Origin of the sequence: Brevibacterium jeotgali, assembly GCF_900169175.1 — a bacterium.
GTDB classification, from domain to species: Bacteria; Actinomycetota; Actinomycetes; order Actinomycetales; family Brevibacteriaceae; genus Brevibacterium; species Brevibacterium jeotgali.
This window is the reverse complement of the sequence record NZ_FXZM01000004.1, coordinates 248,001-274,981: the sequence shown is the minus strand read 5'-3', so window position 1 is coordinate 274,981 and position 26,981 is coordinate 248,001. Positions and strand designations below refer to the sequence as shown.

Sequence of the window (26,981 nt, the reverse complement as noted above, 5' to 3'; positions counted from 1 at the left end):
CCAGTCCGTCAAACGGTTGCACCGCTTTCGTGCACCCGATAGCGTGCACACAACCTTAACGATTGTTCGATACTTTCGGAACAGCCGTCCACATCGCAGTCAACGGAGACCCCCACCATGCGCCGAACCCTCTACACCGAGGACCACGAGTCCTTCCGCGCCCTGGCCCGCGAGTTCGTCGAGCGCGAGCTGGCACCGAAGTTCCAGGAGTACGAGGACGCCGGTCGGATCGACAAGTCGGTGTTCGCGAAGATGGGCGAGCTGGGGCTCATCGGCCTGCAGATCCCGGAGGAGTTCGGGGGCGGCGGACAGACCGACACCTTCAAGTACAACGCGATCCTGACGGAGGAGACCGCCCGCGCCTGCACCAGCCTGGGATCGCTGCGCGTCCACCAGGACGTCGTGACCCCCTACATCCTCGAGTACGCGACCGACGAGCAGAAGGGCCGCTGGCTGCCGGGGATGGCGAACGGGACCCTGATGGCCGCGATCGCCATGACGGAGCCGGGCACGGGCTCGGACCTCACGGGGATCCGCACTCGCGCGGAGAAGCGCGAGGACGGCACCTGGGTCCTCAACGGGTCGAAGACGTTCATCTCCGGAGGCGCGAACGCGGACCTCGTGCTCGTCATCGCGCGGACCGCCGCGTACGACCCGGACGATCGCCGCGGAGGCCTCACGATCTTCGTCGTCCCGACCGACTCCCCCGGCTTCGATGTGGGCCGAGACCTCGAGAAGATCGGCATCAAGAGCCAGGACACGGTCGAGTTGCACTTCACCGACCTCGTCGTCCAGGACGCCGACATCCTCGGTGAGCCGGGGAAGGCGTTCGAGTACATGTCGCACAACCTCGCGCAGGAGCGGCTGACGATCGCAGTGAACGCCGTGTCGACCGCGCAGGCGGCGATACGACTCGCATCGGACTACGCGCAGGAGCGGAAGTCGTTCGGGCAGCCCCTGTCCTCGTTCCAGAACACGAAGTTCGTGCTGGCGGACTGCTCGACGGAGACGGCCGCGGCGCAGGCGATGCTCGACCAGGCGCTCGAGGCGCACGACGCGGGCGAACTGAGCCCCGCCGACGCCGCGCGGGTCAAGCTGTTCACCACCGAGGTCCAGGGCCGCGTCATCGACCGCTGCCTGCAGGTGCACGGCGGCTACGGCTACATCCTCGAGTACCCGATCGCCCGCCTCTACACGGATGCGCGGGTCACGCGCATCTACGGCGGCACGTCCGAGGTCATGAAGACGATCATCGCGAAGGACATGGGACTGTCGGCGCGCCGGGCGTGAGCCGGCTGTCGGACTCGACCTGCGCGCCGACACCGGGCCTGCAATACTGAACATCTGTGCAGGCCCGCACATCTGTGCAGGTCCGCCGCGCGTCCGCCGCACAGCGGCTGTCAGGACCCCACTGACCATTCACTCGCAGCATTCGAAGCAAAGGAGCACGTATGTCGGAGAACACCGAACCGCAGACCGCCGAGGTCCTCACCGAGGTCCAGGGCAATGTCCTCGTCATCACCCTCAATCGGCCGGAGGCGAAGAACGCCGCCACGCAGAACATGGCGCAGACGATGGCCCGGATCCTCGATGACTTCGACGCGAACGATGATCTGTTCGTCGCAGTCATCACGGGCGCGGGGAAGACCTTCTGCGCGGGCATGGACCTCAAGGGGTTCCTCCGCGGCGAGCGCCCGTCGATCGATGGGCGCGGCTTCCTGTCGCTCACGGAAGCACCGCCCAAGAAGCCGCTGATCGCCGCGGTCGAGGGCTATGCACTGGCCGGCGGGTTCGAGACGATGCTGGCATGCGATCTGGTCGTCGCGGCGGACACGGCGAAGTTCGGCACCCCCGAGGTGAAGCGCGGCCTGGTGGCCGCGGCCGGCGGCGTGACGGTCCTGCCGCAGCGCACGCACCGGGCGATCGCGATGGAGATGGCGCTCACCGGCAACATGTATGACGCGGAGTTCGGCCAGAAGCACGGCTTCGTCAATACGGTCGTCGAGGACGGCAGTGCGCTCGACGGCGCGCTGGAGCTGGCCCAGACGATCGCGGCGAACGGACCCCTGGCCGTCAAGGTCTCGAAGCAGGTCATCGTCGAGTCGCAGGACTGGACGAACGACGAGGTCTGGCAGAAGCAGGCCCCGCTCATCGCTGACGTGTTCGAGTCCGAGGACGCGAAGGAGGGTTCGCGCGCGTTCGCGGAGAAGCGCGCGCCGCAGTGGACGGGCAGGTGACCTCCCGCTTCTGACGGTCAGCAGTCACACCGTCGCGGCCCCGCCCGCTCCCCTCCGGGAGGCGGCGGGGCCGCTGCGCGTCACGGGCGGCGGGGCCGCTGTCATTCAGAGGTGACGGGGCGCCGCTGCCGGATCAGTCCATCTTGGACGAAGGTGGCCAGCCGCCGCCCGTCGCGCGAGTACATCGCCGCGTGGGACAGCCCGCGCCCACCGCCCGCCCACTCGGAGCGCTGGTCGATGAACACCCACTCGCCCGGCACCGGGTCGGCGTGGACATGGACGGAATGCGTGAGCGTCGCCCGCGGGATGTCCGGAGCACCCAGCATGACCCCATGGGGCACCAGGGAGGCCGCCAGCAGCACGAGGTCGCTGACGTAGGTGATGAGGCACCTCCCCCGCCAGGTCTCTGCGCCCTCTGCCTGAGGCAATCGCATCCACAGCTGCTGGCGCCCGTGATCGGGCACGGGGGCGATCAGGTTCTCCTCGACGTAGCGCAGATCGAGGAAGGCCCACTCGGTCCGCCAAGGACCGGAGTCCAGCGTGCTGTGCCGGTCCATGACGTCGAAGAGCGACGGCACCTCCTCCGGAGGAGCAGCGCGCGGCATCGACGCCTCATGGGCGAAGCCGTCTCCCGCTGTCTGGAACGACGCCGTCAGACGGAAGATCTCGCGGTGCCCCTGATGCGCTCGCACCGCACGCATATCCATGGACCGCCCGTCGCGCACCCGCTCGACCGTGAACCGAGTCGGACCGTCCGTGTCACCCGCGGACAGGAAGAAGCCCTGCGCGGACACCGGAGGACGCGAGTCGTCGACAGTGCTGCACGCAGCGGCGAGCGCCTGCGCCATCGTGTGACCGCCGAACGTCTTCGGGAGGATCGTCCCGCGTCGCGGCTGCCCTTCGAACACATCGGCCTCCACCTCCGACACCTTCAGCAGAGCATCGATCATGTGCGCGGTCCTTCCGAGTAGTCCGGGGCCAAGGCTGAAGAGTCCTGAGCGGGATGCGGCTCGCACCCAGCGCCCACCGTACACAGGCCGGCAGCGGATCGTCGTGCCTCACCGCCCGCCGCCCGGCGGGCCCTGCCACCAGCCCTTTTCAAGTTCCTGAACATCGACTGAGACAATGTGCGCATGAATCGAATAACCAATCCGACTCTCGCGGCAAAGGTCACCACACCCGACCGCGCCGCGGAGCATATCCGCCCCGGAGACACCGTGGGCATGAGCGGTTTCACCGGTGCCGGCCACCCGAAGGCCGTCCCCGCAGCACTCGCGGAACGCATCGACGCCGCGCACACAGCGGGAGAGGACTTCCGCATCAACCTCCTCACCGGCGCCTCCACCGGCGAAGAGGTCGACGGCGAACTCGCCCGCGTGAACGGCATCGCGAAGCGCGCTCCGTTCGTGTCCGACCCCGCCCTGCGGAAGCAGATCAACGCGGGCGACGTCGAGTACACGGACACGCACCTGTCACACCTCGCACAGCAGGTGTGGTTCGGGTTCCACGGCAGCCTCGACGTCGCCGTCATCGAAGTCGCAGCGATCCTGCCCAACGGACTGCTGGTCCCCGGCAGTTCGGTGGGCAACAACAAGACGTGGCTCGACCTCGCGGACAAGGTCATCCTCGAGGTCAACGACTGGCACCCGCGCGAGTACGAGGGGCTCCACGACGTCTACTACGGCACGAAGCTGCCCCCGCACCGTCGGCCGATCGAGATCCTCGATCCGCTCCAGCGCATCGGAGATCCCTACCTCCGCGTCGATCCTGACAAGGTCGTCGCCGTCGTCCAGACCAGCGCACCGGACCGCGACAACACGTTCGCAGCACCGGACGACGCGTCCGAGGCGATGGCCGGGCACCTCATCGACTTCCTCCGCCACGAGGTCTCCGCCGGACGCATGCCGAAGAGCCTCCTGCCGCTGCAGTCCGGAGTGGGCAACGTCGCGAACGCGGTGCTGGCCGGTCTCGCGGACTCCGAATTCGAGCACCTCACCTCGTACACCGAGGTCATCCAGGACAACCTGCTGAGACTCCTGGATTCCGGGAAGCTCGATTCGATCTCCGCCACGTCGTTCTCCCTCACCCGTGAGGTCGCGGCGGAGTTCAACCGGAACATCGAGTCCTACAAGGGCCGCATCCTCCTGCGCCCCCAGGAGATCTCGAACCACCCGGAGATCGTCCGCCGCCTGGGCGTCATCGCCATCAACGGGATGGTGGAGACGGACATCTACGGCCATGTGAACTCCACGGAGATCAACGGCTCGAAGATGATCAACGGGATCGGCGGCTCCGGCGACTTCGCCCGCAACGCTTTCCTCAACTTCTTCGTCTCCCCATCGACTGCGAAGAACGGGGCGCTGTCCGCGATCGTGCCGATGGTGCCCCACGTCGACCACACGGAGCACGACGTCCACGTGATCGTCACGGAGCAGGGCATCGCGGATCTGCGCGCCACGGCCCCGAACGAGCGGGCCAGGCGCATCATCGACACGTGCGCGCATCCGGACTTCCGCGACCGTCTGCACGATTACCACGATCGCGCGTACGCGCGGAGCACCACTGCCCGCCACGCCCCGCACCTGCTCGAGGAAGCACTCAGCTGGCACCAGCGGGCCGCGACGGACGGACGCATGTAGCGACGCGTGCAGTGACGCATGCAGCGGTCCACCACCGGCCGCCCACCGCGTCGAGAGTGCGGAACCCGAGCCACCGACTTACGCGAGCGGCTCTGGTTCCGCACGCACGCCGCACCCGATCGTCACCCTCGCCTTGAACGAACGATCAGACAGTTCTATGCTCCGAGGGTGAGCGCACGTTCCCGCACCGTGCCTGCGCAACGACCGCGCCACCAGTCACTACGGAGGATCGATGACGACCACGGACCACGGAACCGCTGACCACGACGCGCAGTCGGGGTACTTCCCCGCCGGCATGCCGCGGCAGCTCGACTACACCCCCGCGGCGGTTCCGGAGATCCTCCTGTCCTCGGCGAAGCGCTACCCCGATCGCGCCGCATTCGTCGACGGCGACGACACCATCACCTTCTCGGAGCTCCTCGCCCGGGCCTCGCGCCTCGCCCAGCGGCTCGCCGCCGACGGCGCCGGGCCGGGCCGGGTCGTCGCGATCCAGCTGCCGAACACCCTCGACTTCCCGGTCGCCTACTTCGGCGCGCTCCTCACCGGGTCCGCCGTCACGCTCGTGAACCCCCTCCAGCCGGCGCCGGCGCTGGCGCGCCAGCTCATGGACGCGCAGGCCCACCTCCTCATCACTCACCCGGCACACCTCACCGCTGCGATCGAGACCGCCGCCGATCTCGACCTCACCCGCATCCTCATCACCGGCGTCACCTGGGCCGGCCCGGCGACGGACGAACAGCTCGCCACCGCCGGCGAGGTCGTCGCCGACGCCGCCCAGCCCCGATTCACGTCGTTCGACTCCGCGATCACGGCCCCCACCGCAGAATCCCCCGCCGAGGCCCCGGGCACCGAGCCGTCCGCCTCCGCCGAGGCCGCACCGTCCTTCACCCCTGTCCTCGCCCACTCCGACGACGTCGCCCACTATCAGTTCACAGGCGGCACGACGGGCCGCTCGAAGGCCGTGCGCGTCGTGCACCGCAACGTGATCGACAACGTCACGCAGGTCGCGGCGTGGCGCCTGCACTCCCGCATCGAGCGGGACGAGGACGGGGACCTCGCACTCATCCCGATCGAGACGCTCGGCGAGCCGCTCCTGCGGCCCGGCGTCGGTGTCGCGATCCAGGTTCCGCCGCTGTTCCACGCGCAGGGCATCGCGAGCATCGCGCTCTTCGCCCTCGGCGGCGTCACGACCGTCCTGACGGGCCGCTTCCGGCCGGACACCTTCATCGACCTGTGCGACCGCTGGCAGGCTGAGTACACGTCCGGCAATCCGCCCATGTACCTCGCGCTCGCGGCACACGCCGCCCAGACCGGCCGGACGGCGCCGACCATCCGGGCCGCCATGTCCGGTGCGGCCCCGCTCGACGCAACGTCGCTGGGCAAGATCACCGAGGTCATGCCGAACGCGATCGTCGGCGAGGGATACGGCCTCACCGAGGGCACGTGCGTCGTGACCGCCTCGGACATCACCGTCGGCGGCACCCGGAAGCCCGGCACTGTCGGCATTCCGATCTCGGACACGCAGGTGGAGGTCCGCTCCGCAGACGGCACCGAGGTCCTCCCCACCGGACGCGAGGGCGAGCTCTGGGTCCGCGGCCCCCAGGTGACCGCCGGCTACGCGGATGCACCGGAGCTGACCGCGGCGCAGTTCGTCGACGGCTGGCTGCGCACGGGTGACGTCGCCTCGATCGACTCCGCGGGCTTCGTCCGCATCCACGACCGCGCGAAGGACATGCTGCTCTACAAGGGGTACAACGTGTACCCCCGCGAGCTCGAGGACATCCTCAGCTCGCACCCGAACGTCGCGCAGGCCGCGGTCGTCGGTCGTCCGGACGCGGACGTGGGCGAGGTCCCGATCGCCTTCGTCGTGCACCGTCCCGACGCGACTCCGGCTGATGACCCCCAGGCCGGCGCCTCCCAGGCCACTGCTTCCCAGGCGGGCACGTCCCAGGCCGGCGCCTCCCGACCGGAATCATCCCCCGGAGACACCGACGCCCAGGTGCTCATGGACTGGTTCGCCGGGCAGGTGCTGCCGTACCAGAAGGTCCGCGAGGTCCACTTCGTCGACGCACTCCCCACCTCGACCGCCGGGAAGGTGCTGAAGACGGAGCTGCGCGCACGCCTCTGAGTGCTGCTGACCCGTCCGACTCCTGCCGGCCGGTTCCGACTCCTGCGAACCGGTCCGACTCCTGCCGACCGGTTCCGGATCCGTCACACCTCGGCACGGTCCTCGACGGGTCCGACTCGTAGACTTCTCCCATGGACAATCCGCGCGCATCAGTTCACGAGATCCCCGAAGGCGCCTCGATCCTCGATGTCCGTGAGGACGACGAATGGGCGGCCGGTCACATCGAGGGGGCACTGCACATCCCCCTGGCGGACCTGCCGGCACGCTACGGCGAGGTGCCGCTCGACGAGGACGTCTACGTCGTGTGCCGCACCGGCGGCCGATCGCGTCAAGCCGTCACGTGGCTCAACGACAACGGCTTCGACGCGATCGACGTCAACGGCGGCATGGGGGCCTGGAGCCTCGACAACGGCAAGCCGATCGTCGCCGACGGCGACGACGAGCCGTGGGTGAAGTGATCCGATGACGGCTCTTCGCACCCTGCGAGGGCGGGCTGCGGCCGCCCTCGCCACCTCAGCGCTCGTGGCACTCACCGCCTGCTCACAGGACACCGGCTCCGAGGCCGGGGCCACCACCCCGACGCCCGACGCCTCCCCGACCGCGCCCCAGGCCACCGAGGAGACGGCCGGCGACGGGGCGGAAGGCGATGACTTCGCCTCCGCTGTCACGCGCGACCTCGACATCGAGTTCGGGTCCGCCCCGTACGACCGGATCCCCGCCTGCCACCACGACGGTCCCGTGACCGTGGACGGCGGGCGTGCGACGTTCGCACCGTCGAACCCCTCGCAGGAGCTCACCGACATGGGCGCCGAGGTCGAACTCACCCTCACGGGCGGCGCCGGATACGTCGAGATCGGACCGGGTGGACGCAGCTACGCGGCGGTGCCGTTCTCGTGCTCGGCCGTGGGCGGCGACGCGCCGGACGGGGCCGAGGCGCAGATCGACTCCGGCGAACTGTTCGTCGGCGGGACCCAGGACGGCCTCCAGGTCATGGGGCTCGTCACCGCGGGAGATCCGATCACGGACGAAGGAGCCGGCGACGAGGCAGGGGACGACCCCGGCTCCGACGACCCAGGCTCCGACGAAGCCGGGACGGAGGAAGCCGGGACCGGCGAGCCCGGCTCGGCCACGGGGGACGGCGAGGAGGCCAGCGCCTCGGCGGTCGACATCCTGGCCCACGAACCCTCCGGGATGGGCATGGCCCAGCTCCATTCGAGCCTGCGCAACGGCGACGGCTACCGCTTCTACATCCGCGAGGAGCGCGAGGGCGACACGGACGAGCCCAGCGGGCGCGGCTGGAAGAACGTCGCGTGGGACGGCGACTCCGGATCGGTCCGGCAGTTCGACCACGTCGAGGACTTCATGGACTCCGTGCCGCGGCCGGATGAGACGCTCGTGGTGGGCGTGGACGGCGACAACGGGATCCTCCCCGGCCAGGAGGACCTCTCCGACCAGGAGGCCTTCGAGGCGATCACAGCCTCCATGGGCGAACCGGACGCGGAGTCGTCGGAGTTCGCCGAGGAGGGCGCCCACCGCGGCTACCGATCGGAGTCGAGGACATGGGGCACCTTCCAGGTCACCTACTACTCCCCCGCCGACGGAGAGCCTGACTGGGTCGGCACCTGCCTCGCCTGGAAGGCCGAGCTCGGCGAGTTGCCGGACGACCTGACGCTCGCGGCGCCGATGCGGATGGGCATGTCCCTGTCCGAGTACCCGTACTTCGGCTCGACGGAGGCCGACCACGTGGAGGACGGGGAGGCCCCGTCGCTGGTCACCACGGACGACGGCAGATACACCGTCGACGTGATGGGCGGGACCCGCATGGACGGCATGCTCACGACGGTGGCCTCCGGCACCGGCTGCGCTCGCGTCTGACGACCACCGGCTGGATCTCACAGCCGATCGGCAGGGGCTCCGCCGGGTCACGGCGGGGCCCTTGCTGCTGTCGCGGTTCAAGACCGCGGGGCCACTATGCGAGAATCCGACCCCGGATCCATACCGTTTGTGCATAGTGAGGGCATGCAGAATCGAGCAGGCCAGCCAGCGGAGGAGCGCGACCTCGTCGACATCCCGGAGCTCCTGGACGCGTATCACGACCTCGTCCCGGACCCGGCGGATGCCGCGCAGCGCGTGAGTTTCGGGACGTCCGGTCATCGGGGCTCGAGCCTCACGAGGTCCTTCAACGAGGCGCACATCGCCGCAGCGACGCAGGCGATCGTCGACTACCGCCGCGCGCAGGGGTACACGGGACCGATCTTCGTCGGACGCGATACGCACGCCCTGTCGGAGCCCGCGTTCCTCACGACGATTGAGGTGCTCGCCGCGAACGCGGTGCCCGCGATGATCGATGATCGGGACGGGTACACACCCACTCCCGTCATCTCCCACGCGATCCTCACCCACAACCGGGAGCACGCGGCTGCGCAGGGTCTGGCCGACGGGATCGTCATCACGCCCAGTCACAACCCGCCGGCGGACGGCGGCTTCAAGTACAACCCGCCCCACGGCGGCCCGGCCGGCACGGATGCGACCGACTGGATCCAGGACCGTGCGAACACCCTGCTCGAACAGGGGTGGGAGACGATCGAGCGGACACCGTTCCAGCGCGCCTTCCACCTCGAGAACACCACGAACTTCAACTTCATGGACGCCTACGTGTCCGACCTGGAATCGGTCATCGACATGGGCGCGATCCGGTCGGCGGGGATCTCGATCGGCGCCGATCCCCTGGGTGGTGCGGCCGTCGACTACTGGGTGGGCATCAGCGATCTGTTCGACCTGGACCTCACCGTCGTGAACCCGGAGGTCGACCCCGCGTTCGCGTTCATGACGCTGGACTGGGACGAGAAGATCCGGATGGACTGCTCGTCTCCCGACGCGATGGCGTCACTCGTCGCGGCCCGCGACTCCTTCGACCTCGCCGTCGGGAACGATGCCGACGCGGACCGCCACGGCATCGTCACCCCCGACGCGGGTCTCATGGACCCCAACCACTACCTGGCCGTCGCGATCGACTACCTGCTGGGGCACCGCCCCGACTGGCCGCTCGCAGCACGGATCGGCAAGACGCTGGTGAGCTCCGTGCTCATCGACCGCGTCGTCGCGGCCCACGGCCGCGAGCTCTACGAGGTGCCGGTCGGCTTCAAATGGTTCGTCGACGGGCTGCGGTCCGGCACCGTGGCGTTCGGCGGGGAGGAGTCCGCGGGCGCGTCATTCCTGCGCCGCGACGGCACTGTGTGGTCGACGGACAAGGACGGGATCATCCTGGCGCTCCTCGCGGCGGAGATGCTGGCTGTGACCGGGCAGACGCCCTCGCAGCGCTTCGCGGACCTGGCGGCCGAGCACGGGATGACGTCCTACGCCCGCACCGATGCTCCGGCCGACCCGCAGCAGAAGGCGGCGCTGAAGCGGCTGAACGCCGAGAACGTCACGGAATCGATGCTCGCGGGTGATCCCATCACCGACGTGCGGTCCGAGGCCCCGGGCAACGACGCCGCGATCGGCGGACTCAAGGTGAGCACGGAGCACGCCTGGTTCGCCGCGCGCCCCTCCGGTACCGAGGACGTCTACAAGATCTACGCGGAGTCACTCCGCGGCGAGGAGCACCTCGCCCAGGTGCAGCAGGAGGCGCGCGCTCTCGTGGACTCCGTCCTCGGCTGAGCAGAGCTGACGGCACCCACCGCCGAGGTGGCGATCGACCGGCTGCTGACAGGCCGGGTGCTGATCGGCCGGGTGCTGATCGGCCGGGTGCTGATCGGCCAGGTGGTGATCGGCCAGGTGGTGATCGGCCAGGTGCCGACCGACCGGGTGGTGACCGGCACCTCGGCGACGGTCGTCCCGGACGTCCCGGACGTCCGTCCACAACCGTAGGATCAGCCCTATGCTGCGCACGTACTCGGAGATCTTCGCACTGCCGGGAGCGCTGAAGTTCTCGCTCGCCGGTCTGGTCGCGAGGATGCCGATCGCCATCCTGGGCCTCGGGATCGTCCTCTTCATCCAGGGCGAGACGGGATCGTACGAACTGGCCGGACTGGTCACGAGCGTCTTCATGGTCGTGCAGGCAGTGACGAACCCCTTCATCGCGCGGCTCGTCGACGCTCACGGACAGTCGCGCGTCATGGTGCCGATCGTGTGCGTGCACCTGGCGGGGATCGTCGGCCTGCTCGCGGCGGTCCCACTGGGGTGGTGGTTCGGGTTCGTCTTCCTGCTGGCGGGGATCGTCGGGGCCAGCGTGGGCAGCCTCGGGTCGCTGGTGCGCGCGCGGTGGAACGCACTCGTGCGGAACTCCCGTCAGCTCGACACCGCGTTCAGCTGGGAGGCGGTCGCCGACGAGTTCCTCTTCGTGTCCGGCCCCGTCGCCGTCACTGCGCTCGCAACCCTGTGGTTCGCACCCGCCGGCGTCCTGCTGTCCGGGGTCGCGACGGCAGTGGGGGCGCTGCTCTTCTATCCGCAGAAGGCGACCGAGCCCGCCCCGCGGGGCCGCACGGTCGCGCGCACCGGGCGCGTACTCACCCACCCGGGGATCCTCGCTGCGATCGTCTGCCAGATCTTCCTCGGCATCCTGTTCGGGGCGATCGACGTCACCGCGGTCGGGTTCGGCGACGAACAGGGAGCGAAGGCATTCGCCGGCATCGCCCTCAGCGCACTGGCGGCGGGCTCGCTGGTCGCGGGAGCGGTGTACGGAGCGTACGACTGGCGAATGCCGGTGCGCTATCGGTTCCCCCTCATGCTCACGGTGCTCACTGCGGGCGCGTGGCTCCTGCTGCTTGCGAACGACATGGTGGTCTTCGCGGCGCTTCTCTTCGTGGTGGGCGTCGGGATCGCACCCAGCCTCATCGCAGTGAGCTCCGTCATCCAGACGCTCGCACCCGCGGAGCGACTCACGGAGTCCCTCGCGTGGATCTCCACCGCACTGGGATTCGGGGTGGCGATCGGGTCCGCCCTGGCCGGCAGCGTCATCGACCGGATGGGCGCGCACGAGGCCATCTGGATCACTGCGATCTGCGCGTCGATCGGGCTCGTCGTCTCGGTCATCGGGCTGCCGGGCATGGACCCCGCGCGGACGCCGGCGCTGCGCAGGCCACGTCGCGAGAGCCTCGATACCGAGTCCCTGCCGGTCATCGATCCGACCGCGTGAAGCAGTGGGAGGCTCCACGGCCCACAATGGCGGCGGCAAGGCTCCCACCTGCAAGAAGACACGTGTTCACCTGTCGGCTACACTGATTCCACCGTGGCGGTCAGACTGAAACATGTATGGCCGCCACGGCTCATTGTCCGGCGGGCGCGGCCTGCCCTCGCCCGCCGCATGCGGACCGGATCCCGCGACGAGGCGGATCGAGTTTCACGACGGTGCGGACCGTGGGCCGCGACTAGGCTGAGAGCATGCATATCCTGCTCGCCTGCGACAAGTTCAAGGGAACCCTCACGTCCGCCCACGTCGCTGCGGAGCTCGCGCCTCCGCTGAGCGCCGCCGGCCATACCGTGTCGTCCGTGCCGATCGCCGATGGCGGAGACGGGACCGTCGCCGCCGCCCTGGCTGCAGGCTTCGCGAAGCGCACCGCCACGGTCGCCGGACCGCTGGGGCGCCCCGTCGAGGCGACGTGGGCGCAGTCCGGCAGGACGGCCATCGTCGAGCTCGCGGAGGCCTCGGGCATCGCACTCGTCTCCCCCACACGGGACACTGCCCTCAACGCGGGAACCCATGGGACGGGTGAGGTCATCGCCGCCGCCTTGGAGGCCGGCTGCACGAAGATCGTGCTCGCAGTGGGCGGCTCTTCGTCCACGGACGGCGGGGCCGGGATGCTCGTGGCGCTCGGCGCCCGGTTCCTCAACGACTCAGGTCAACCGGTGCCCACAGGAGGGCTGGGCCTGCTCGAGGTCGCCCAGGTGGACCTCACCGGCCTGGACCACCGCGTGCGCGATGCCGAGGTCGTCTTGGCGAGCGACGTCGACAACCCGCTGCTCGGGGAGAACGGGGCGGCCGCCGTGTACGGGCCGCAGAAGGGAGCCTCCGCTACCGAGGTCGCACTCCTGGACCGCGCGCTCACGCACCTGAGGGACCGGTTCGCCGAGGCTGCGGGGGCCGACCGCGAGACGATCGGACGGATCGCTCTCGCCCCGGGTGTCGGCGCGGCGGGCGGTACGGGGTTCGGGGCGCTCGCGGGGCTGGGGGCCGGGGTCCGTCCCGGCGCCGACTACATCATGGAGCTCGTCGGATTCGAGGACGCGTTCTCCTCCGCTGAACTGGTCGTCACGGGCGAGGGGCGCTTCGACCTCCAGACCCTCAGCGGGAAGGGCCCCGGAGCTGTGATCGATCGTGGGCGCGCAGCCGGAGTGCCCGTGTGGGTGGTGTGCGGCGCTGCCGAGATCGGCGCGGAGGACGCACCCGGCGTCACTGGGATCGTCGAACTGCGGTCACTCGCGCCCGACGAGACGTGCATGACCCGCCCCGCCGCAGTCGTGCGGCAGGCGGGCGAGCGGCTCGCGGAGCTGCTCCGGGCGTAGATCTCTGCACCCCCGTGAGCCCGGTTCACGTCGCGCGTCACGTCGCGCGGGGTCAGTTCACGTCGGGCTGCTCCGTCAGTTCGTGTCGGGCTTCTCCGGCGTCTCCGGGTTGCCGGGTGTGCCCGGCAGTCCCTTCTGCTTGCGGGTCAGCAGCAGGATCACGAGCACGACGACGGCGAGGCCGCCCACGACCAGCAGGATCATCATCGGCGTCGACATGCCGGCGGAGTCTGCGTCCTCGCTCAGTGCGCCCTGCTCCTGTGCGCCGTCCTCCGGCTGGTCGACAGCGGCGCCGCCCAGCTCTGCAGGGCCCTCGCCGCCTTCGCCGTCAGCCGCGCCCTCGTCAGCCGCGCCTTCCTCGCCGGCGCCCACGGCATCGGTCAGGGTGAAGTCGAATTCTCCGGAGATCGGGTGGCCGTCCGAGGACACGACGCGCCACTGCACCGTGTACTCGCCGGGGGTCATGTTGTCTGGGAGCGCGGAGGAGACGCTGGTGCCCTCGACTGTCACCTCACCCGCAGAGATGTCCTGGTCACCGTCCTGGAGGACCTGGATCTCCGTCCCGACGTCCTGGATCTCCCCGCTGAAGTCGAGTTCGAGCCATTCCGGCTGTTCATCGAGTTCCGCGCCCTCCTCCGGGCTTGACCCGACGAGCTGATCATGGGCGTGCGCGGCCTGGCCGAGGGTCAGGCCGAACATCATGAGCAGCGCCGCGATGACAGCGGTGAGCGTGCGAGAGCGCAGAGTCACGAGACCTCCTGTGGATGTGCATCGGGTCCCGGCGGTGCGGTGCCGCACCGGGGACCCTCCTGATTATCCGTGATGAGTCTGGGAACTTCATCTTCCCGCGCCCGGGCTTCTAGTGTGGGGGTATGACCACCGAGCAGAGCACCGCGTCCGCTGACGCCCCCCAGATCCCCACGGACATCCGCCCGCAGGACGACCTCTACCTCCACGTCAACGGTGAGTGGATCGCGTCGCACACCATCCCCGACGACCGGTCCGCCGACGGTGTCATCCGTGGCCTCTTCGACATCGCCGAGGAGAAGGTCCGGGACATCATCACCCACGCCGCCGAGAACGCCGGGTCGGACGCCGCCGCGGAGGAGGCGCGGAAGGTCGCAGACCTCTTCGCCTCGTTCATGGACGAGGACCGGGTCGAGGAGCTGGGCGTCCAGCCGCTGGAGGGCGACTTCGCGGCGCTGGAGGCGGCGGGGGACCACGACGAGCTCGTGCGTGTGCTCGGACGCCTGGAGCGCTCGGGCAGCCCGGGAGCACTCGCCGCGTACGTGTCCGCGGATGCGAAGGATCCGGAGCACTACGTCCTCTACGTCCATCAGGACGGGATCGGCCTGCCCGACGAGTCCTACTATCGGGAGGACCAGCACGCAGAGGTCCGTGAGCTCTACGTCGCGCATCTCGCCCGCATGGCGGGTCTCACCGGGATCGATGAACGCACCGGCCGGGATGCCGCTGATATCGCGCAGGCGGTGCTCGACCTCGAGACGAAGTTCGCGAAGGACCACTGGGACGTCGTGGAGACCCGCGATGCGCAGAAGACGTACAACCGCATGACGGTCGATGAGGCCGCGCAGCTGGCCGAGGGCTTCGACGTCCGCGGGTGGCTCACAGAGGTCGGCGCAGCCGACGCACCCCACGTGATCGTGGGCGAGCCCAGCTTCCTCGAGGGACTGGGCACCGTGTGGGCGGAGGCGTCGCTGGACGACCTCAAGGCATGGGCCATGCTGGGCACCGCCCATTCGTTCGCCGCGTACCTGCACAGCGAGGTCGTGGAGGCGAACTTCGACTTCTACGGTCGCTCCCTGTCCGGCACTCCGCAGCTGCGTGAGCGGTGGAAGCGGGGCGTGAGCCTCGTGGAATCGCTGCTGGGAGAAGCAGTGGGCCGGATCTACGTCGCTCAGGAGTTCCCGCCGTCGTCCAAGGCCGCGATCGGCGAGCTGGTCGACGCGCTCATCCGGGCGTACGACTCATCGATCCGCACGCTCGACTGGATGGGAGAGGCGACGAAGGAGCGCGCACTCGAGAAGCTCGGACTGTTCACCCCGAAGGTCGGCTACCCGGACGTGTGGCGGGAGTACACCGCCGAGGTCCGGGCCGACGATCTGGTGGGCAACGTGCGCCGCGCGACCGAGGCGGAGCACGAGCGCCAGGTGAAGCGGATCGGCCAGACCATCGATCGCACCGAATGGCTCATGACCCCGCAGACGGTCAACGCGTACTTCCACCCGGTCATGAACGAGATCGTGTTCCCCGCGGCGATCCTGCAGCCGCCGTTCTTCGATCCGGAGGCGTCCGACGCCCAGAACCTGGGGGCGATCGGCGCGGTCATCGGGCACGAGATCGGCCACGGATTCGACGACCAGGGGTCGCGCTACGACGGGCACGGAACGCTCAGCGACTGGTGGACCGAGGAGGACCGGGCGCGGTTCGAGGAGCAGACCGGCTCCCTCATCGCCCAGTTCGACGTGCTCGTGCCCCGCGGCATGGACGAGGACGACACCGTGAACGGCGCGCTGACGATCGGCGAGAACATCGGTGACCTGGGTGGTCTGTCGATCGCGTGGAAGGCTCTCCACCTGCGGGCCGCTGAGCGCGGCGTGGAGGTGACCGACGAGGACGGTCGCTCGTTCTTCGAGGCATGGGCCCGCGCATGGCGGACTTCGATGCGGGATGAAGAGCGTCGCCGCCGCCTCACGATCGACCCCCATTCTCCGGAGGAGTTCCGCTGCAATCAGATCGTCAAGAACATGGACGCCTTCGCCCAGGTGTACGGCACCCAGGAGGGTGACCGCATGTGGATGGCGCCCGAGGAGCGGGTCTCCATCTGGTGACACCACCACGCGACGGATGATCCGGCGCATCGCCCGATGAAGCGGGTGACCCGGTGGAACGACACAGCCGCCTCGGGCAGGCCTCACGGCCCGCCGGAGGCGGCTGTTCCGTGCCGGGGCACTGTCGGCCGGGCGCTGCCTGCCGGGCGCTGCCTGCCGGGCACTGGCCGCCGGGCACTGGCCGCCGGGCACTGGCCGCCGGGCACTGGCCGCCCAGCCTGCGCTGGCCCGGCCCGCGCTGGCCCGGCCTGCGCCAGCGCGGCCTGCGCTGGCCCGGCTCTGCCGTCTGCTCAGGCGCGGGTGACGACGAGCCGGGTGAAACGGTCGATGAGGTCGGTCCACACCCGGCGGCGGGTATCCGTGTCGTCGCCGATCTCTGCGGCGAGCGCCTCGATGTCGATGATGCCCATGTCTGCCTCCGGGCACATCGTGACGCAGCCGCGCAGCATGCGGTCCTCCGCGACGTCGGCGCTCACCACTACGGGCATCGCGGTGGACTCGAAGGACGGCGGCTGACCGGTCGATCCCACCAGGTCCCGCGCCGCCCCGAACACGACCTCTGCCCCGGAGGTCCCGATCCCGATGATCGGAGTCCCCACGGCGAGCGCGTCGTCGGCGAACTCGCGGACGGCCGCGATCGAATCCTCGTCCGCGTGCCCTTCGGTGTCCTTCATGCCGAAGACGATGAACGCGGAGGCCGCCATGGGTCCCGGGACGTTCGTGCTGCGACGGACGCGGTGGCGGAACAGTTCGGTGCCGGAATCCTCGAGCCATTCGAGGACCTCGGGCAGGGGGAACCCTCCGGACATCGCGACGATCCCCACCGGATGGCTCACGCCGGCCTCGGAGATCGTGCGTGTGGGCGACTGCTCCCCCGCCCGCACGGCGACGGAGAGGATGTTCTCGCGAACCGGTGCAGGGCAGGTGGCCCATGGCATGAAGGCGAACGGATAGACGACTGTGCGGTTGAAATCGAGGGTCACGACCCCGTCCGGATCCGGCAGGCCGACGCTCAGCGTGCGCCACATAGGGGTGGTGTCGCCGTTCGTGCGGTCATGGAAGTCGACCGTGAGACCGGTCTGCAGGCTGCCGGTGGCCGTGAGCGTGTGGGTGGCGCCTCCGAACTCGAAGGTGAGGGTGCCGAGTGTCTGCTGGTCCATCTCGAGCCCCGGCAGCGCGGTCGCGATGCGGCGGATGCGAGGCTCCTGGTAGGGCACGAACACCCCGGGCACCACTGCGGATTGCTTGAGCGGGAAAGCGGGGATGTCCACGAAGTTCGACAGGAGGGCGGACTTCGAGTCGCGCACGCGGATGCCGATCCGTCCGTCCCGGTTGATCGCTTCGTACGCGATGTGGTCGGCCACCAACCAGGCAAGCGCTGCATCCGTCGCAAGCCGGATCCACGGTGTTCCGCATCTATCCGTCCCCAGCGTCGTGCTCGGGGCACCGTTCGCCTGCGAGTCGCCCCCGCCTCCGGAACCGTCCGTCGACGCCTCTGGGGCTCCGACGGCATCCTGCGCACCTTCGGCTTCCAGCGCGGCACGGGTGGGGCCGGCACTGCGGCCAGTGCCGATCCGGAAGCGGATCGTGTCGCCGTCCAGGTCGAAGCTTCCGGGGGATCCCTCCCAGCTGTTCTCACCCTGCTGCAGCCAGTGGAGACCGGTGACGCTGAGGAAGCCGAACGGGGTGGCGAGAGCGGCAAGGCGGTCGTCATGCCACGCTTGCCATTCTGAGGTGAACTGTTCCAAGGGTTCCTCGGATCGTCGGGTGCGTACGCTCGGAGGCCGTCGGTCGGCCGGCGGCATCGCCCAATGCTGCGGCTCGGCGGCATCCGTGGCCATACTAGGACACTTCAATGATCACACGCTTACGAAGCGCTGACCGCTGACCGTAGACGCGGCCCGGGTCGAGAGACCAGCTGGAACGCCGCGCCCAGCACGACGAGCAGCGCGCCCGACAGCGCCGGCCCCCACAGACCGGCGGCGAGGCCGGCACCATCCAGGACTGTTCCGCTGAGCGCCGAGGCCGCGGACTGGCCGACGACCACGCCGGTGCTCATCATCGCCATGACGGTCGTGAGGCGGCCGATCGGTGACTGGTCGGAGGCGATCGCGAAGAGGGTGACGAGGCTTGGCCCGATACCCGCCCCCATGATGAGCAGGGCGATGACGAAGACGGTGAGCGTCTCGGCCTGCGTGTAGAGGAGGCAGCCCGCCAGTGCCAGGGTCGAGAAGACGAGCCAGCGCGTTCGCAGTCGGAACGCCTCCGGGAGGAGGACGACTGACAGCGCACACACTGCGGAGCCGATCCCCATGACCCCGTAGAGGATACCGGTGGCGTCGGCGTTGTCCAATGTCTCCATGAACGCGGTGAGGCTGGTGAGGGTGGATCCGAAGAACAGGCCGATGCAGGTCATCCCTCCTACGGGCAGGAGCACCGCGGCGCGGAAGAGCATCGAGACGGGATCCGGCGTCCGGGATGCGTGGGGTGAGACGGCGGCTGGTTCGGCATCTGCGGATTGGCCCGAGGGCGCTTCGGTGGCGGCCTCCGATGCAGTGGAGGCTTCTGATGCAGTGGAGGTCTGAGCGGCGGCCTGGGGCGCAGCGCGCTTGCCGGTGCGGCCCTGCGCATAGTCGGCGGAGCGGTGGAGGGCGAAGCCGATGATCCCGACGACGGTGAGGAGTGCCGCTCCCACCACGGGAGAGACGGTGCCCCACGCCACGGCAGAGACACCGACGATCACGGGGCCGAAGACGAACATGAGCTCGTCGGTCATGGACTCATAGGACAGGACCGCCGAGGTGGAGCGGCTGCGAGAGGCCGCCGGTACGTCGGCGTCGATGGCAAGCAGCCAGCGGGACCGGACCATCGACGACGCTTGGGGCGCTGTGAGTCCGATGAGGATGCCCATGGTGAAGATGACCGACGACGCGGCTTCGCCGACCAGCGCCCATGCGAGACCCAGCAGCGCGGCTGCGTTGGCGACGCCGAGGATGAGGAGGATGGGGCGCTGCCCCCAGCGGTCGGCCGCGGCTCCCATGAGGGGGCCGGAGATCGCTGTGCCGAGCCCCACCAGCGCGGCTGTGATGCCTGCTTCCCCGTAGGAACCGCGCAGCGCAGACACCGCTGTCATGACAGCGACGACTGACATCGCGAAGGGAAGTTTCGCGACGACGGCGATGGGGAGGTAGCCCCAGCCGAGGAGGCGGATCAGAGAAGCGAACACGACAGTCAAGGATAGTCGCCTCGGAGCCGAAACACCCGGCAGAGGAGGCCTTCCCGGTGGTCATACCCGTCACCATCCGATGCAGAGGAGTCGCCCAGAATCAACTGCAGAGGGTCGCCCAGATGCTGCGGTGCGCGGTGCATTCCGTCGGTTCGTCGTGGTCATCGTGCGGAGGCGCCGGCATCCACTCACCGTGAAGCAGCTGGCGGGATGTGTCAGCGCAGGTGGGGCGTGTCATCGATGGCGAGCCGTGACCCAGCACCGATGGCGAACCCGAGCGAGTCACTGTCATGAGCTGAACGGCAGTGTGGGCGGCAGCCCGAGCAGAGCCACGCGGAACCGCGAGTGGAACACGGGGCGCTGGCGTGGATCGATCGGCTTCGGCGGTCTCCACGCGGGGAATCCGCGGAGGAAGAGCGACTCCCACCCGGTCCGCTCGAACCATCGATGGTGGAACGGGCAGACGAGTGTCAGATTGTCGATCTCCGTCTCCCCTCCGCTCGCGTACGCGATGATGTGGTGGGCTTCGCACCATTCGGCGGGTGCGTCGCAGTCGGGGAAGGTGCAGCCCTGGTCGCGGGCAGCGAGCACTGCCATCTGCGTGCGGGTGGCGAAACGTCCGTGGGACCTCACCTCGAGGGACCTGCCGCCTCCGTCAGTGACGTGGAGGAACATCTGCGCCGCGTTCGACCACGCCTCGAGCCCTCCTAGAGTGGCCGGCGCTCCGGCATGCGTGGTGAGCAGCGCACCGGGTCGCACGAGGTCTTCCGCCCGCGCGGTGACGACCAGGGCGTGGTCAGCGCCGTGGAGGACGCGCTCACGCGCGACGCTGCGCAGCAGGAACGCGAACCTGTCGTGCCGGGCGAGACCAGGCATCCCGCCCTGCGAGGCACTGATCCGAAGCCCGCTTCGCGTGCCGTCCTCGAACACTCCGTCAGCGGTGAGCGGGGTCTGCGGCGGCTCCTCGACGCCGGAATCGTTCCGAGGAGGTGAGCCGGAATCCGGTGGCGCGGCTTCCGCAGAACCATTCGGACCAGTGGAACCAGACAGCCCGCTGGACTCCGACGGCCCAGTCGCACCAGGTGGCGCGCTCGAATCAGGTGGCGCGGTGTCGTCAGGCGGTCCGCTGTCGTCAGGTGGCCCAGTCGCACCAGGTGGTCGACTGCAGTCAGGCTGCCCGCTCGAACCAGGCGGTCGACTGCAGTCAGGTGTTCCGCTCGAACCAGACTGCCCGCTGGATGAGGGTGGGCCGACGTGCCGGGAGACTCCACCGGCGGTGCCGCGCCTGGTCGTGGGCACCCGTCCGAGCACCTTCTCCCAGATCACGCTGGACGCGACACCGGCTTCCGACGCTCTCGCTTCGTGGAGGAGCCTCTGCACCTCCGTCGAGACCCTTTCGTTCATATGCACGGGCCAGCCCGCCTCGTTGAGACAGATATGGGGCTCGTCCTCCACAAACGTCCTGACCCTGCCGTCCAGTTCGATCGTCGCGTCCGCACGGACACTGATCCGGGTGTCTTCCCACATCGCTTCGAGCGGGATCTGGGGCACGCCATGGTCGGAACCGACACGTCCGTGTGATTCCCCCGCGCCCTCACCGTCCGACCCAGTAGCGTCCCCCGCGCTCTCACCATCCGACGCCGAAGCGACCGAAGAGTCGTCTGCGTCATCGGCCGCCGACCTGCCCGCGCCACTCAGATCATCGATCCCCGCGTCACTCGGATCACTGCAGTCGGCGCCGGGAGAAGCCCAGCCGACCGTCTCTTCACCGCCCGCAGTGGCCGCATTGCACGCCGCATTCGGACGGACCGCCACCGGAACGTCCGCGTCCTTCATCCGGCCGTAGAGGAGTGCACGCAGGGTCGTTCCGGTCGGACAGTCCAGAAGCCCCTTCAGCCTCCAGTCGCCGTTGCGCTGCTGCGTCAGGGTGACGTGGTACTTCTGCGGCTCCGTTTCGAACCGCGGCAGCTTCCCGTCAGGGTCGATGTTCTGGATGATCCGCTGGCTGAGCTTGGGAAAGTCCTTGAGTGACACAGTCGGGGCCAATTCCACCAGTGTCTTCTCGACCGTGTCCGCGTACGTCGCCCGGATCGTGGGCGGAAGGTCGTCGACCGCGTCGCAGAGCGCCTTCGCCTCATCCGCAGAGATCCGCCCGTCCGAGAACTCCTCTGCAATAGCCGGACGCACGGCTTCCTGCGCTTCGCCGACCGCGGAGACTCTGCCGACGAGGTGTTCGCTGAGGCGGGTGCGCCGCCGCGCCTCACCTGGCGTGATCCGGAACTCCCCCGCGAGCAGACTGGCCGTCGTCCGGTAGCCGTACGCGGAGGAGTCGCCGATCCGCTGGTAGTGGGCGAGCATGTCGGTGCTCACCGCCTCCACGAGCCGGCGCGCCACTTCGAGTGCGCGAATCGCAGCGAGCGCCTCCTGCGCACCCAGCGCTCGATGGTCGGCCGATGCATCGCGCACGTCGGAGGCCCTGTCGAGGAACTCGACGAGATGCGGCGCACGGGCTTCGAGCAGCTCCCGGTCCACGTCCGAGAAGGGACTGCGGAACCGCGGCTCCTCAACCCCGTCACTGCGCTCCCTGTCCGCACCCACGCCGCCACCCCCTTCGCTGGACCGCCCCGGCTACACGGGACCGCTCCTCGTGATCACGCACCTCCAGCAGGTGATCACGAGACATCAGTACTACGTGTATATCGAACAGTCTATTCGATATCACGCTCTTGTTCTAGTCTTTATTCGATCTGTGTTCGGTTTGATCATCCCGCAGAGCACTTCCGCTCGGTCCCGGACACGATGCCGCCGAATGCGCTGATGAGCCCGTGCGCACTCCAGGTCACAGAGCGACCCCGCGAGCTCTCACCCTCCGTCTCACCCACCCAGCCCTCTGTTCCACCGCCTTCTCTTCCGGTCACCGCATAGGCTGGCTGCATGACCGATACGACTCCGCACGGACGCATCCCCGGACCACAGGACGACCCCGCACTCCGGCCGGCAGGGCGCGGCCGTGCGGCGACGGAGCCTGGACCCCACCGCACCGGATCGGCCGTCGACGCCGCTCTCGCTGCGGACCTGTCGTCGTTCGTCATGGACTCCCCGTCGTCGTACCACGCGGCATACGCGGTGCGAGAGCGCCTTGTGGACGGCGGGTTCGAAGAACTCGACGAAGAGGACCGGTGGGCTCTGGAACCAGGCGGCAGGTACGTCGTGGTCCGTGACGGCGCAGTCATCGCCTTCGCCGTGCCCGCCACGGCCACCGGCACGGCCACGGCCGCAGCGTCGGCAACGGTCCCGACTCCGCCCCCACCCACCCAGAGCGCCCCAACCACTCAGAGCGCCCGAACCACCCAGAGCGCCCCAACCGCTCAGAGCACTCCAGCCTCATTCCCGTTCCACGTCGTCGGTGCGCACACCGACTCTCCGGGCTTCAAGCTCAAGCCCCAGCCGGACTTCGTGGCGGAGGGCGCACTCCAGGCCGGGGTGGAGATCTACGGTGGGCCGCTGCTCAACTCATGGCTCGACCGAGAGCTGTGCTTCGCAGGGCGCCTGGTGCTGCGCGACGGCACGACCGTCCTCGCGCAGACGGCCCCGATCGCCCGCATCCCCCAGCTCGCGATCCACCTGGACCGGAAGGCCAACGACGGACTCGCCCTCGACCGGCAGCGTCACACCCAGCCGGTGATCGGTCTGGCCGACATGGTGGAGGCGGGGGACCTCGGCGATCCCGACGCGGCAGGTTCGCACGTGCTGGGCCTCCTCGCGGACTCCGCAGGGGTCGACCTGGCCGACGTCGACGGCTACGACGTCCTCACGTTCCCCGTGCAGGAGCCGGCCGCCTTCGGGGCGCACAGCGAGTTCCTGGCATCCCCGCGCCTGGACAACCTCGCGTCCGTGTGGGCGGGGACGAGCGCACTCGAGGACGTCGACCCCGCAGAGCTCTCGGGCATCGCCGTGCTCGCCGCGTTCGACCATGAGGAGGTGGGATCGGAGACGCGGTCCGGCGCCAGCGGTCCCTTCCTCGACGTCGTCCTCGAACGGGTCACCACAGGGCTGGGAGGCGAGCGCGATGACCACCTGCAGGCGCTGTCCGCCTCTGTCTGCGTCTCCTCCGACGCGGGCCACGCAGTGCACCCGAACTATCCGGGTCACCACGACCCGGTCAACCGCCCGAGGCTGGGCGGCGGACCGCTGCTCAAGATCAATGCGCAGCAGCGCTATTCCACCGACGCTGTCGGCACCGCGGTGTGGGCGCGCGCGTGCCGCGCCGCGGGGGTGGGGTTCCAGGAGTTCGTCTCGCACAACACGATCCCGTGCGGATCGACGATCGGCCCCCTGACCGCGACCCGACTGGGGATGACCACCGTCGATGTGGGGCCGGCACTGTGGTCGATGCATTCGGCGCGCGAGATGTGCGCGGTGTCCGATCTCGCGGACCTGCGTGCAGCCCTGGCGGCATACTTCGCCGGCTGAATAGACGAGACGCCTTCACCGGGCGATGCGAACACCCGGTGAAGGCGTCAGGATTCAGGATCCGCAGAGGCCTGGAACCTCAGCGGTCTCGAGTCTCAGCAGTCTGGAACCTCAGAAGTCCGTGGGCGAGGTCCCCGGTGCGCCGGCGGAACGCGGCTGCTCCTGCTCCTGGCTGCCGGAGTCCTGGCCTGCGGCCTCCTCGCCGGCAACCACACCGTTGGCCTCTTCCTCGGCCATCTTCGCCTTCTGCTCCTCGACCTGCTTGTGCACGTCCTCCATGTCGAGGTTCCGCACGCCCTCGATGAGCTCCTCCAGCTGCGGCGCGGCGAGTGCCCCTGCCTGGCTGAAGACGCCCACGCCCTCGCGGAAGACCATGAGTGTGGGGATGGAGGTGATCCCGAACGCGCCCGCAAGCTGCTGTTCGGCTTCCGTGTCGACCTTCCCGAACACGATGTCCTCGTGCTTCGCGGATGCCTCTTCGTACACGGGGGCGAAATTGCGGCAGGGACCGCACCAGTCCGCCCAGAAGTCGAGGATGACGATGTCGTTGTCCCCAACGGTCGACTGCAGGTTGTCCGATGTGACCGTGGTTGTGCTCATCCGAACACGCTATCTGATACGGCTCAACACGCAGTGAAGGCACCCCTCACCCGCATCGCTGACCGGGATCACCGACTCACCAGCGTCATTGCGCCGCGTCGAGCTCCGCCTCTGCCAGCAGCCAGCCGAGCGCCCGCGTCGCCTGCTGCAGCGCCGGCAGCGTCGACGCGAGGAGTCGGCGGCGCAGATCTGTGAGCTCGTCCGCACTCACCTCGCGGCCGTCAGGTCCCAAGATGCGGGGGACCGAGTCTGCGTGACTGTCGCCCACCGCCAGCCTCAGCGCCTCGATCAGCGCCGAACGGCCCGAGGGCGCCGAGCCGTCCAGGGGATCCGAGCCCCTCGCCGGCACGATCCCGTCGCCATGGGCGTCCAGGAGGCTGGCGCCCTCCCACCGGCCGCCGGATCGTACGGCCGGCTGTTCTCCCACCGCTGCCGAGGCTCCCGCCGGGTTCCCGTCGTCCTCGCGATCCTGCTGCGGGAAGACGACGAAGCCCAGCGCGTCGCTCAGCGCCGTCGCGAACGCCTCGTCCTCACCGACCGCGTGGGCGGCGACCGCCGTCTGCGCCGCATCGGAGAGCCCCGCTGCCCCCGGACCGCCTTCGCCCTCCGTGCTGCTGCGCAGCGGCGAATCGCCCTGGTTCGCCGCCGACAGCACCTCGAAGGCACGCGTCGCAGCAGCCATCCACTCGTCGACCTCGAAGACTCGGCCGGCCTCCATGAGCGCGACGATCGCGAGGCCGTTCCACTCCGTCACGAGCTTCTCGTCCCGGTTCGGAAGCGCACGACCGGCCCGCCGCTCGGCCACGCGCTGCCGAGCCTCACGTGCAGCGGCCGTTGCCCACGGTGCGTCTGCACCGCCCGTCACAGCATCCGCAGCAGAGTCGGCACAGGCAGGACCGGCAGGATCGGCAGGATCGGCACCAGCAGAACCGGCCTCGGCCGATTCCGCGCCAGCAGTGTCCGCGATAGCAGGATCCGCGCCAACCGTCTCGCCGCCAGCAGATTCCGCGCCAGCAGAATCCGCGCCAGCAATGTCCGCCGCAGACCCACCGCTCCCGGGCTCCTCCCCACCGTGCACCCAGTCCGCGATCGCCGGGAAGCCGACGGCGAAGGGCCGACCGGGCGCGGCGGCGTCGACGGGCCCCAGTGCGACGAACGGTTCCGGGACGGCGCCCCCCGCCTCCAGGTAGTACGCGCCCTCCGTCCGGTTCCCGTCATCGTCAGCCGAATCGGCGTCGAGTCCGGAGGCGAAGCCACCGCCTGGCAGCTCGAGTCGGTCCAGGAGGAAGCGGGCGGTGTCGTGGACCTCGCGCGCGGCCAGCGCCGTGTACCGGGAAGAGTCGCCTCGGCCTCGTTCTGTGGCGTACCAGCGGGTGGCGGCCCTGAGGTACAGGGCATTGTCGAAGAGCATCTTCTCGAAGTGCGGGATGTGCCACCGCGCGTCGACGCTGTAGCGCGCGATGCCGCCGTCGACCTGGTCCCGCATCCCTCCAGATGAGATCCCAGCGAAGGTGCGGCGGACTGCCGCGAGCTCGGGACCTGCGGGGACCTCGGGCGCGTAGGAGCGGTCATGGCGCCGGAGCAGCTGGATGAGACTCAGCGTCGGCGGGAACTTCGGCGATGAGCCGAATCCGCCCCAGCGCTGATCCTCGGCAGAGAGGAGGTTCTCTGCGGCGGCCGTGAGCGAATCGTCGTCGACCTCCGGGACGGGCCCGCCGGCAGGGAGCCCCCTCGACAGATCCGGCAGGCGGACCAGCGACGCGGCGAGCTGGCTCGCGATCGACTCCGCCCGCTCCCGATCGTTCGCCCATGTCCGGGCGATCGTCGTGACGACCTGACGGAAGCCGGGCATCCCGCCGCTGGGCTCCGACGGGAAGTAGGTGCCGGCGAAGAACGGCCGTGCATCCGGCGTCGTGAAGACATTGAGCGGCCAGCCGCCCTGCCCCCGCATCGCCAGCAGCGCGTCCATATAGAAGGCATCGACGGCGGGCAGCTCCTCGCGGTCCAGTTTGATCGCCACCACGGATTCGCCCAGCAGTCGCCCGACCTCCGGATCCGAGAACGACTCCGCCGCCATGACGTGGCACCAGTGACACGTCGAGTAGCCGATGCTCACCAGCACCGGGACGTCCCGGTCACGGGCCTCGTCGAACGCGGCCCTGCCCCACGGGCGCCACTCGACAGGATTGTCCGCATGCGCACGCAGGTACGGACTGGTGGACGAGGAGAGCAGATTCGTCATATCTCCACCGTCTCACTCGACGCTGCCCGTGCACAGAGCATGCGCGACCTTCGCACTCTGTACCCAGGAGCCGGCGTCGA

Annotated in this window: 19 protein-coding genes; 12 read left to right on the top strand and 7 right to left on the bottom strand. The window is 69.3% G+C overall.

Annotated elements, in window-relative coordinates; translation table 11 throughout:
- Positions 1 to 117 precede the first annotated feature (117 nt).
- Together BJEO58_RS05915 and BJEO58_RS05910 are read left to right on the top strand one after the other, a co-directional pair.
- Positions 118 to 1,290, top strand: a complete 1,173-nt coding sequence (locus BJEO58_RS05915; protein ID WP_101588546.1) for an acyl-CoA dehydrogenase family protein — start codon at positions 118 to 120, stop codon at positions 1,288 to 1,290.
- Positions 1,291 to 1,451: 161 nt separating this feature from the next.
- Complete coding sequence (locus BJEO58_RS05910) at positions 1,452 to 2,237, top strand: crotonase/enoyl-CoA hydratase family protein (protein WP_101588545.1); 786 nt, start codon at positions 1,452 to 1,454, stop codon at positions 2,235 to 2,237.
- A gap of 101 nt (positions 2,238 to 2,338) precedes the next feature.
- Here the strand turns inward: BJEO58_RS05910 and BJEO58_RS05905 are convergent, their stop codons facing one another.
- On the bottom strand, positions 2,339 to 3,187 hold the full coding sequence (locus BJEO58_RS05905) for an acyl-CoA thioesterase (protein ID WP_101588544.1): 849 nt from the start codon (positions 3,185 to 3,187) through the stop codon (positions 2,339 to 2,341).
- A gap of 183 nt (positions 3,188 to 3,370) precedes the next feature.
- On the opposite strand from BJEO58_RS05905, the gene scpC reads away from it, so the two are divergent.
- The 8 genes from scpC (at position 3,371) to BJEO58_RS05865 (ending at position 13,508) form a co-directional block, all read left to right on the top strand.
- Positions 3,371 to 4,876 (top strand): succinyl-CoA:acetate CoA-transferase ScpC, encoded by a 1,506-nt coding sequence (gene scpC, locus BJEO58_RS05900; RefSeq protein WP_101588543.1) that lies wholly within the window; start codon positions 3,371 to 3,373, stop codon positions 4,874 to 4,876.
- Positions 4,877 to 5,108: 232 nt separating this feature from the next.
- Positions 5,109 to 7,004, top strand: coding sequence for an AMP-binding protein (locus BJEO58_RS05895; protein ID WP_101588542.1), 1,896 nt, complete (start codon positions 5,109 to 5,111; stop codon positions 7,002 to 7,004).
- 131 nt (positions 7,005 to 7,135) lie between these two features.
- Entirely contained in the window at positions 7,136 to 7,462 is a 327-nt protein-coding gene (locus tag BJEO58_RS05890) for a rhodanese-like domain-containing protein (RefSeq protein ID WP_101588541.1), read from the top strand.
- Positions 7,463 to 7,466: 4 nt separating this feature from the next.
- Positions 7,467 to 8,879: a hypothetical protein gene (locus tag BJEO58_RS05885; protein ID WP_101588540.1), complete on the top strand. Its 1,413-nt coding sequence runs from the start codon at positions 7,467 to 7,469 to the stop codon at positions 8,877 to 8,879.
- A gap of 144 nt (positions 8,880 to 9,023) precedes the next feature.
- Positions 9,024 to 10,664 (top strand): phosphoglucomutase (alpha-D-glucose-1,6-bisphosphate-dependent), encoded by a 1,641-nt coding sequence (gene pgm / locus BJEO58_RS05880; RefSeq protein ID WP_101588539.1) that lies wholly within the window; start codon positions 9,024 to 9,026, stop codon positions 10,662 to 10,664.
- Between the two features lie 27 nt (positions 10,665 to 10,691).
- Entirely contained in the window at positions 10,692 to 10,874 is a 183-nt protein-coding gene (locus BJEO58_RS14940; RefSeq protein ID WP_180951845.1) for a hypothetical protein, read from the top strand.
- Between the two features lie 10 nt (positions 10,875 to 10,884).
- Positions 10,885 to 12,141 carry an MFS transporter gene (locus BJEO58_RS05870; RefSeq protein ID WP_101588538.1) on the top strand — a complete coding sequence of 419 codons (1,257 nt, stop codon included), beginning with the start codon at positions 10,885 to 10,887 and terminating at the stop codon, positions 12,139 to 12,141.
- A gap of 245 nt (positions 12,142 to 12,386) precedes the next feature.
- Positions 12,387 to 13,508 carry a glycerate kinase gene (locus BJEO58_RS05865; protein ID WP_180951844.1) on the top strand — a complete coding sequence of 374 codons (1,122 nt, stop codon included), beginning with the start codon at positions 12,387 to 12,389 and terminating at the stop codon, positions 13,506 to 13,508.
- Between the two features lie 75 nt (positions 13,509 to 13,583).
- Here BJEO58_RS05865 and BJEO58_RS05860 read toward each other — a convergent pair whose 3' ends face one another.
- Positions 13,584 to 14,258: a copper resistance CopC family protein gene (locus tag BJEO58_RS05860; RefSeq protein ID WP_246075919.1), complete on the bottom strand. Its 675-nt coding sequence runs from the start codon at positions 14,256 to 14,258 to the stop codon at positions 13,584 to 13,586.
- A 122-nt stretch (positions 14,259 to 14,380) separates the two neighbouring features.
- Between BJEO58_RS05860 and BJEO58_RS05855 the strand changes: the two genes are divergently transcribed.
- On the top strand, positions 14,381 to 16,360 hold the full coding sequence (locus BJEO58_RS05855; protein WP_101588537.1) for a M13 family metallopeptidase: 1,980 nt from the start codon (positions 14,381 to 14,383) through the stop codon (positions 16,358 to 16,360).
- Between the two features lie 290 nt (positions 16,361 to 16,650).
- Here the strand turns inward: BJEO58_RS05855 and BJEO58_RS05850 are convergent, their stop codons facing one another.
- The 3 genes from BJEO58_RS05850 to BJEO58_RS05840 form a co-directional block, all read right to left on the bottom strand.
- Entirely contained in the window at positions 16,651 to 18,108 is a 1,458-nt protein-coding gene (locus tag BJEO58_RS05850; protein ID WP_180951843.1) for a DUF1684 domain-containing protein, read from the bottom strand.
- 119 nt (positions 18,109 to 18,227) lie between these two features.
- Positions 18,228 to 19,586, bottom strand: coding sequence for an MFS transporter (locus tag BJEO58_RS05845; protein WP_101588534.1), 1,359 nt, complete (start codon positions 19,584 to 19,586; stop codon positions 18,228 to 18,230).
- A gap of 288 nt (positions 19,587 to 19,874) precedes the next feature.
- Complete coding sequence (locus BJEO58_RS05840) at positions 19,875 to 22,184, bottom strand: HNH endonuclease signature motif containing protein (protein WP_144573791.1); 2,310 nt, start codon at positions 22,182 to 22,184, stop codon at positions 19,875 to 19,877.
- A gap of 336 nt (positions 22,185 to 22,520) precedes the next feature.
- Between BJEO58_RS05840 and BJEO58_RS05835 the strand changes: the two genes are divergently transcribed.
- Positions 22,521 to 24,059: a M18 family aminopeptidase gene (locus tag BJEO58_RS05835; protein WP_101588533.1), complete on the top strand. Its 1,539-nt coding sequence runs from the start codon at positions 22,521 to 22,523 to the stop codon at positions 24,057 to 24,059.
- A gap of 111 nt (positions 24,060 to 24,170) precedes the next feature.
- Here BJEO58_RS05835 and trxA read toward each other — a convergent pair whose 3' ends face one another.
- Entirely contained in the window at positions 24,171 to 24,659 is a 489-nt protein-coding gene (trxA, locus tag BJEO58_RS05830) for a thioredoxin (protein WP_101588531.1), read from the bottom strand.
- 85 nt (positions 24,660 to 24,744) lie between these two features.
- Positions 24,745 to 26,901 carry a thioredoxin domain-containing protein gene (locus tag BJEO58_RS05825; protein WP_101588529.1) on the bottom strand — a complete coding sequence of 719 codons (2,157 nt, stop codon included), beginning with the start codon at positions 26,899 to 26,901 and terminating at the stop codon, positions 24,745 to 24,747.
- Positions 26,902 to 26,981: the final 80 nt, after the last annotated feature.

Excerpts from the sequence above, each read along its gene's own strand:
- BJEO58_RS05915 (WP_101588546.1), top strand. The coding sequence starts at position 118 with ATGCGCCGAACCCTCTACACCGAGGACCACGAGTCCTTCCGCGCCCTG.
- BJEO58_RS05910 (WP_101588545.1), top strand. The coding sequence starts at position 1,452 with ATGTCGGAGAACACCGAACCGCAGACCGCCGAGGTCCTCACCGAGGTC.
- BJEO58_RS05905 (WP_101588544.1), bottom strand. The coding sequence starts at position 3,187 with ATGATCGATGCTCTGCTGAAGGTGTCGGAGGTGGAGGCCGATGTGTTC.
- scpC (WP_101588543.1), top strand. The coding sequence starts at position 3,371 with ATGAATCGAATAACCAATCCGACTCTCGCGGCAAAGGTCACCACACCC.
- BJEO58_RS05895 (WP_101588542.1), top strand. The coding sequence starts at position 5,109 with ATGACGACCACGGACCACGGAACCGCTGACCACGACGCGCAGTCGGGG.
- BJEO58_RS05890 (WP_101588541.1), top strand. The coding sequence starts at position 7,136 with ATGGACAATCCGCGCGCATCAGTTCACGAGATCCCCGAAGGCGCCTCG.
- BJEO58_RS05885 (WP_101588540.1), top strand. The coding sequence starts at position 7,467 with ATGACGGCTCTTCGCACCCTGCGAGGGCGGGCTGCGGCCGCCCTCGCC.
- pgm (WP_101588539.1), top strand. The coding sequence starts at position 9,024 with ATGCAGAATCGAGCAGGCCAGCCAGCGGAGGAGCGCGACCTCGTCGAC.
- BJEO58_RS05870 (WP_101588538.1), top strand. The coding sequence starts at position 10,885 with ATGCTGCGCACGTACTCGGAGATCTTCGCACTGCCGGGAGCGCTGAAG.
- BJEO58_RS05865 (WP_180951844.1), top strand. The coding sequence starts at position 12,387 with ATGCATATCCTGCTCGCCTGCGACAAGTTCAAGGGAACCCTCACGTCC.
- BJEO58_RS05855 (WP_101588537.1), top strand. The coding sequence starts at position 14,381 with ATGACCACCGAGCAGAGCACCGCGTCCGCTGACGCCCCCCAGATCCCC.
- BJEO58_RS05835 (WP_101588533.1), top strand. The coding sequence starts at position 22,521 with ATGACCGATACGACTCCGCACGGACGCATCCCCGGACCACAGGACGAC.
- trxA (WP_101588531.1), bottom strand. The coding sequence starts at position 24,659 with ATGAGCACAACCACGGTCACATCGGACAACCTGCAGTCGACCGTTGGG.
- BJEO58_RS05825 (WP_101588529.1), bottom strand. The coding sequence starts at position 26,901 with ATGACGAATCTGCTCTCCTCGTCCACCAGTCCGTACCTGCGTGCGCAT.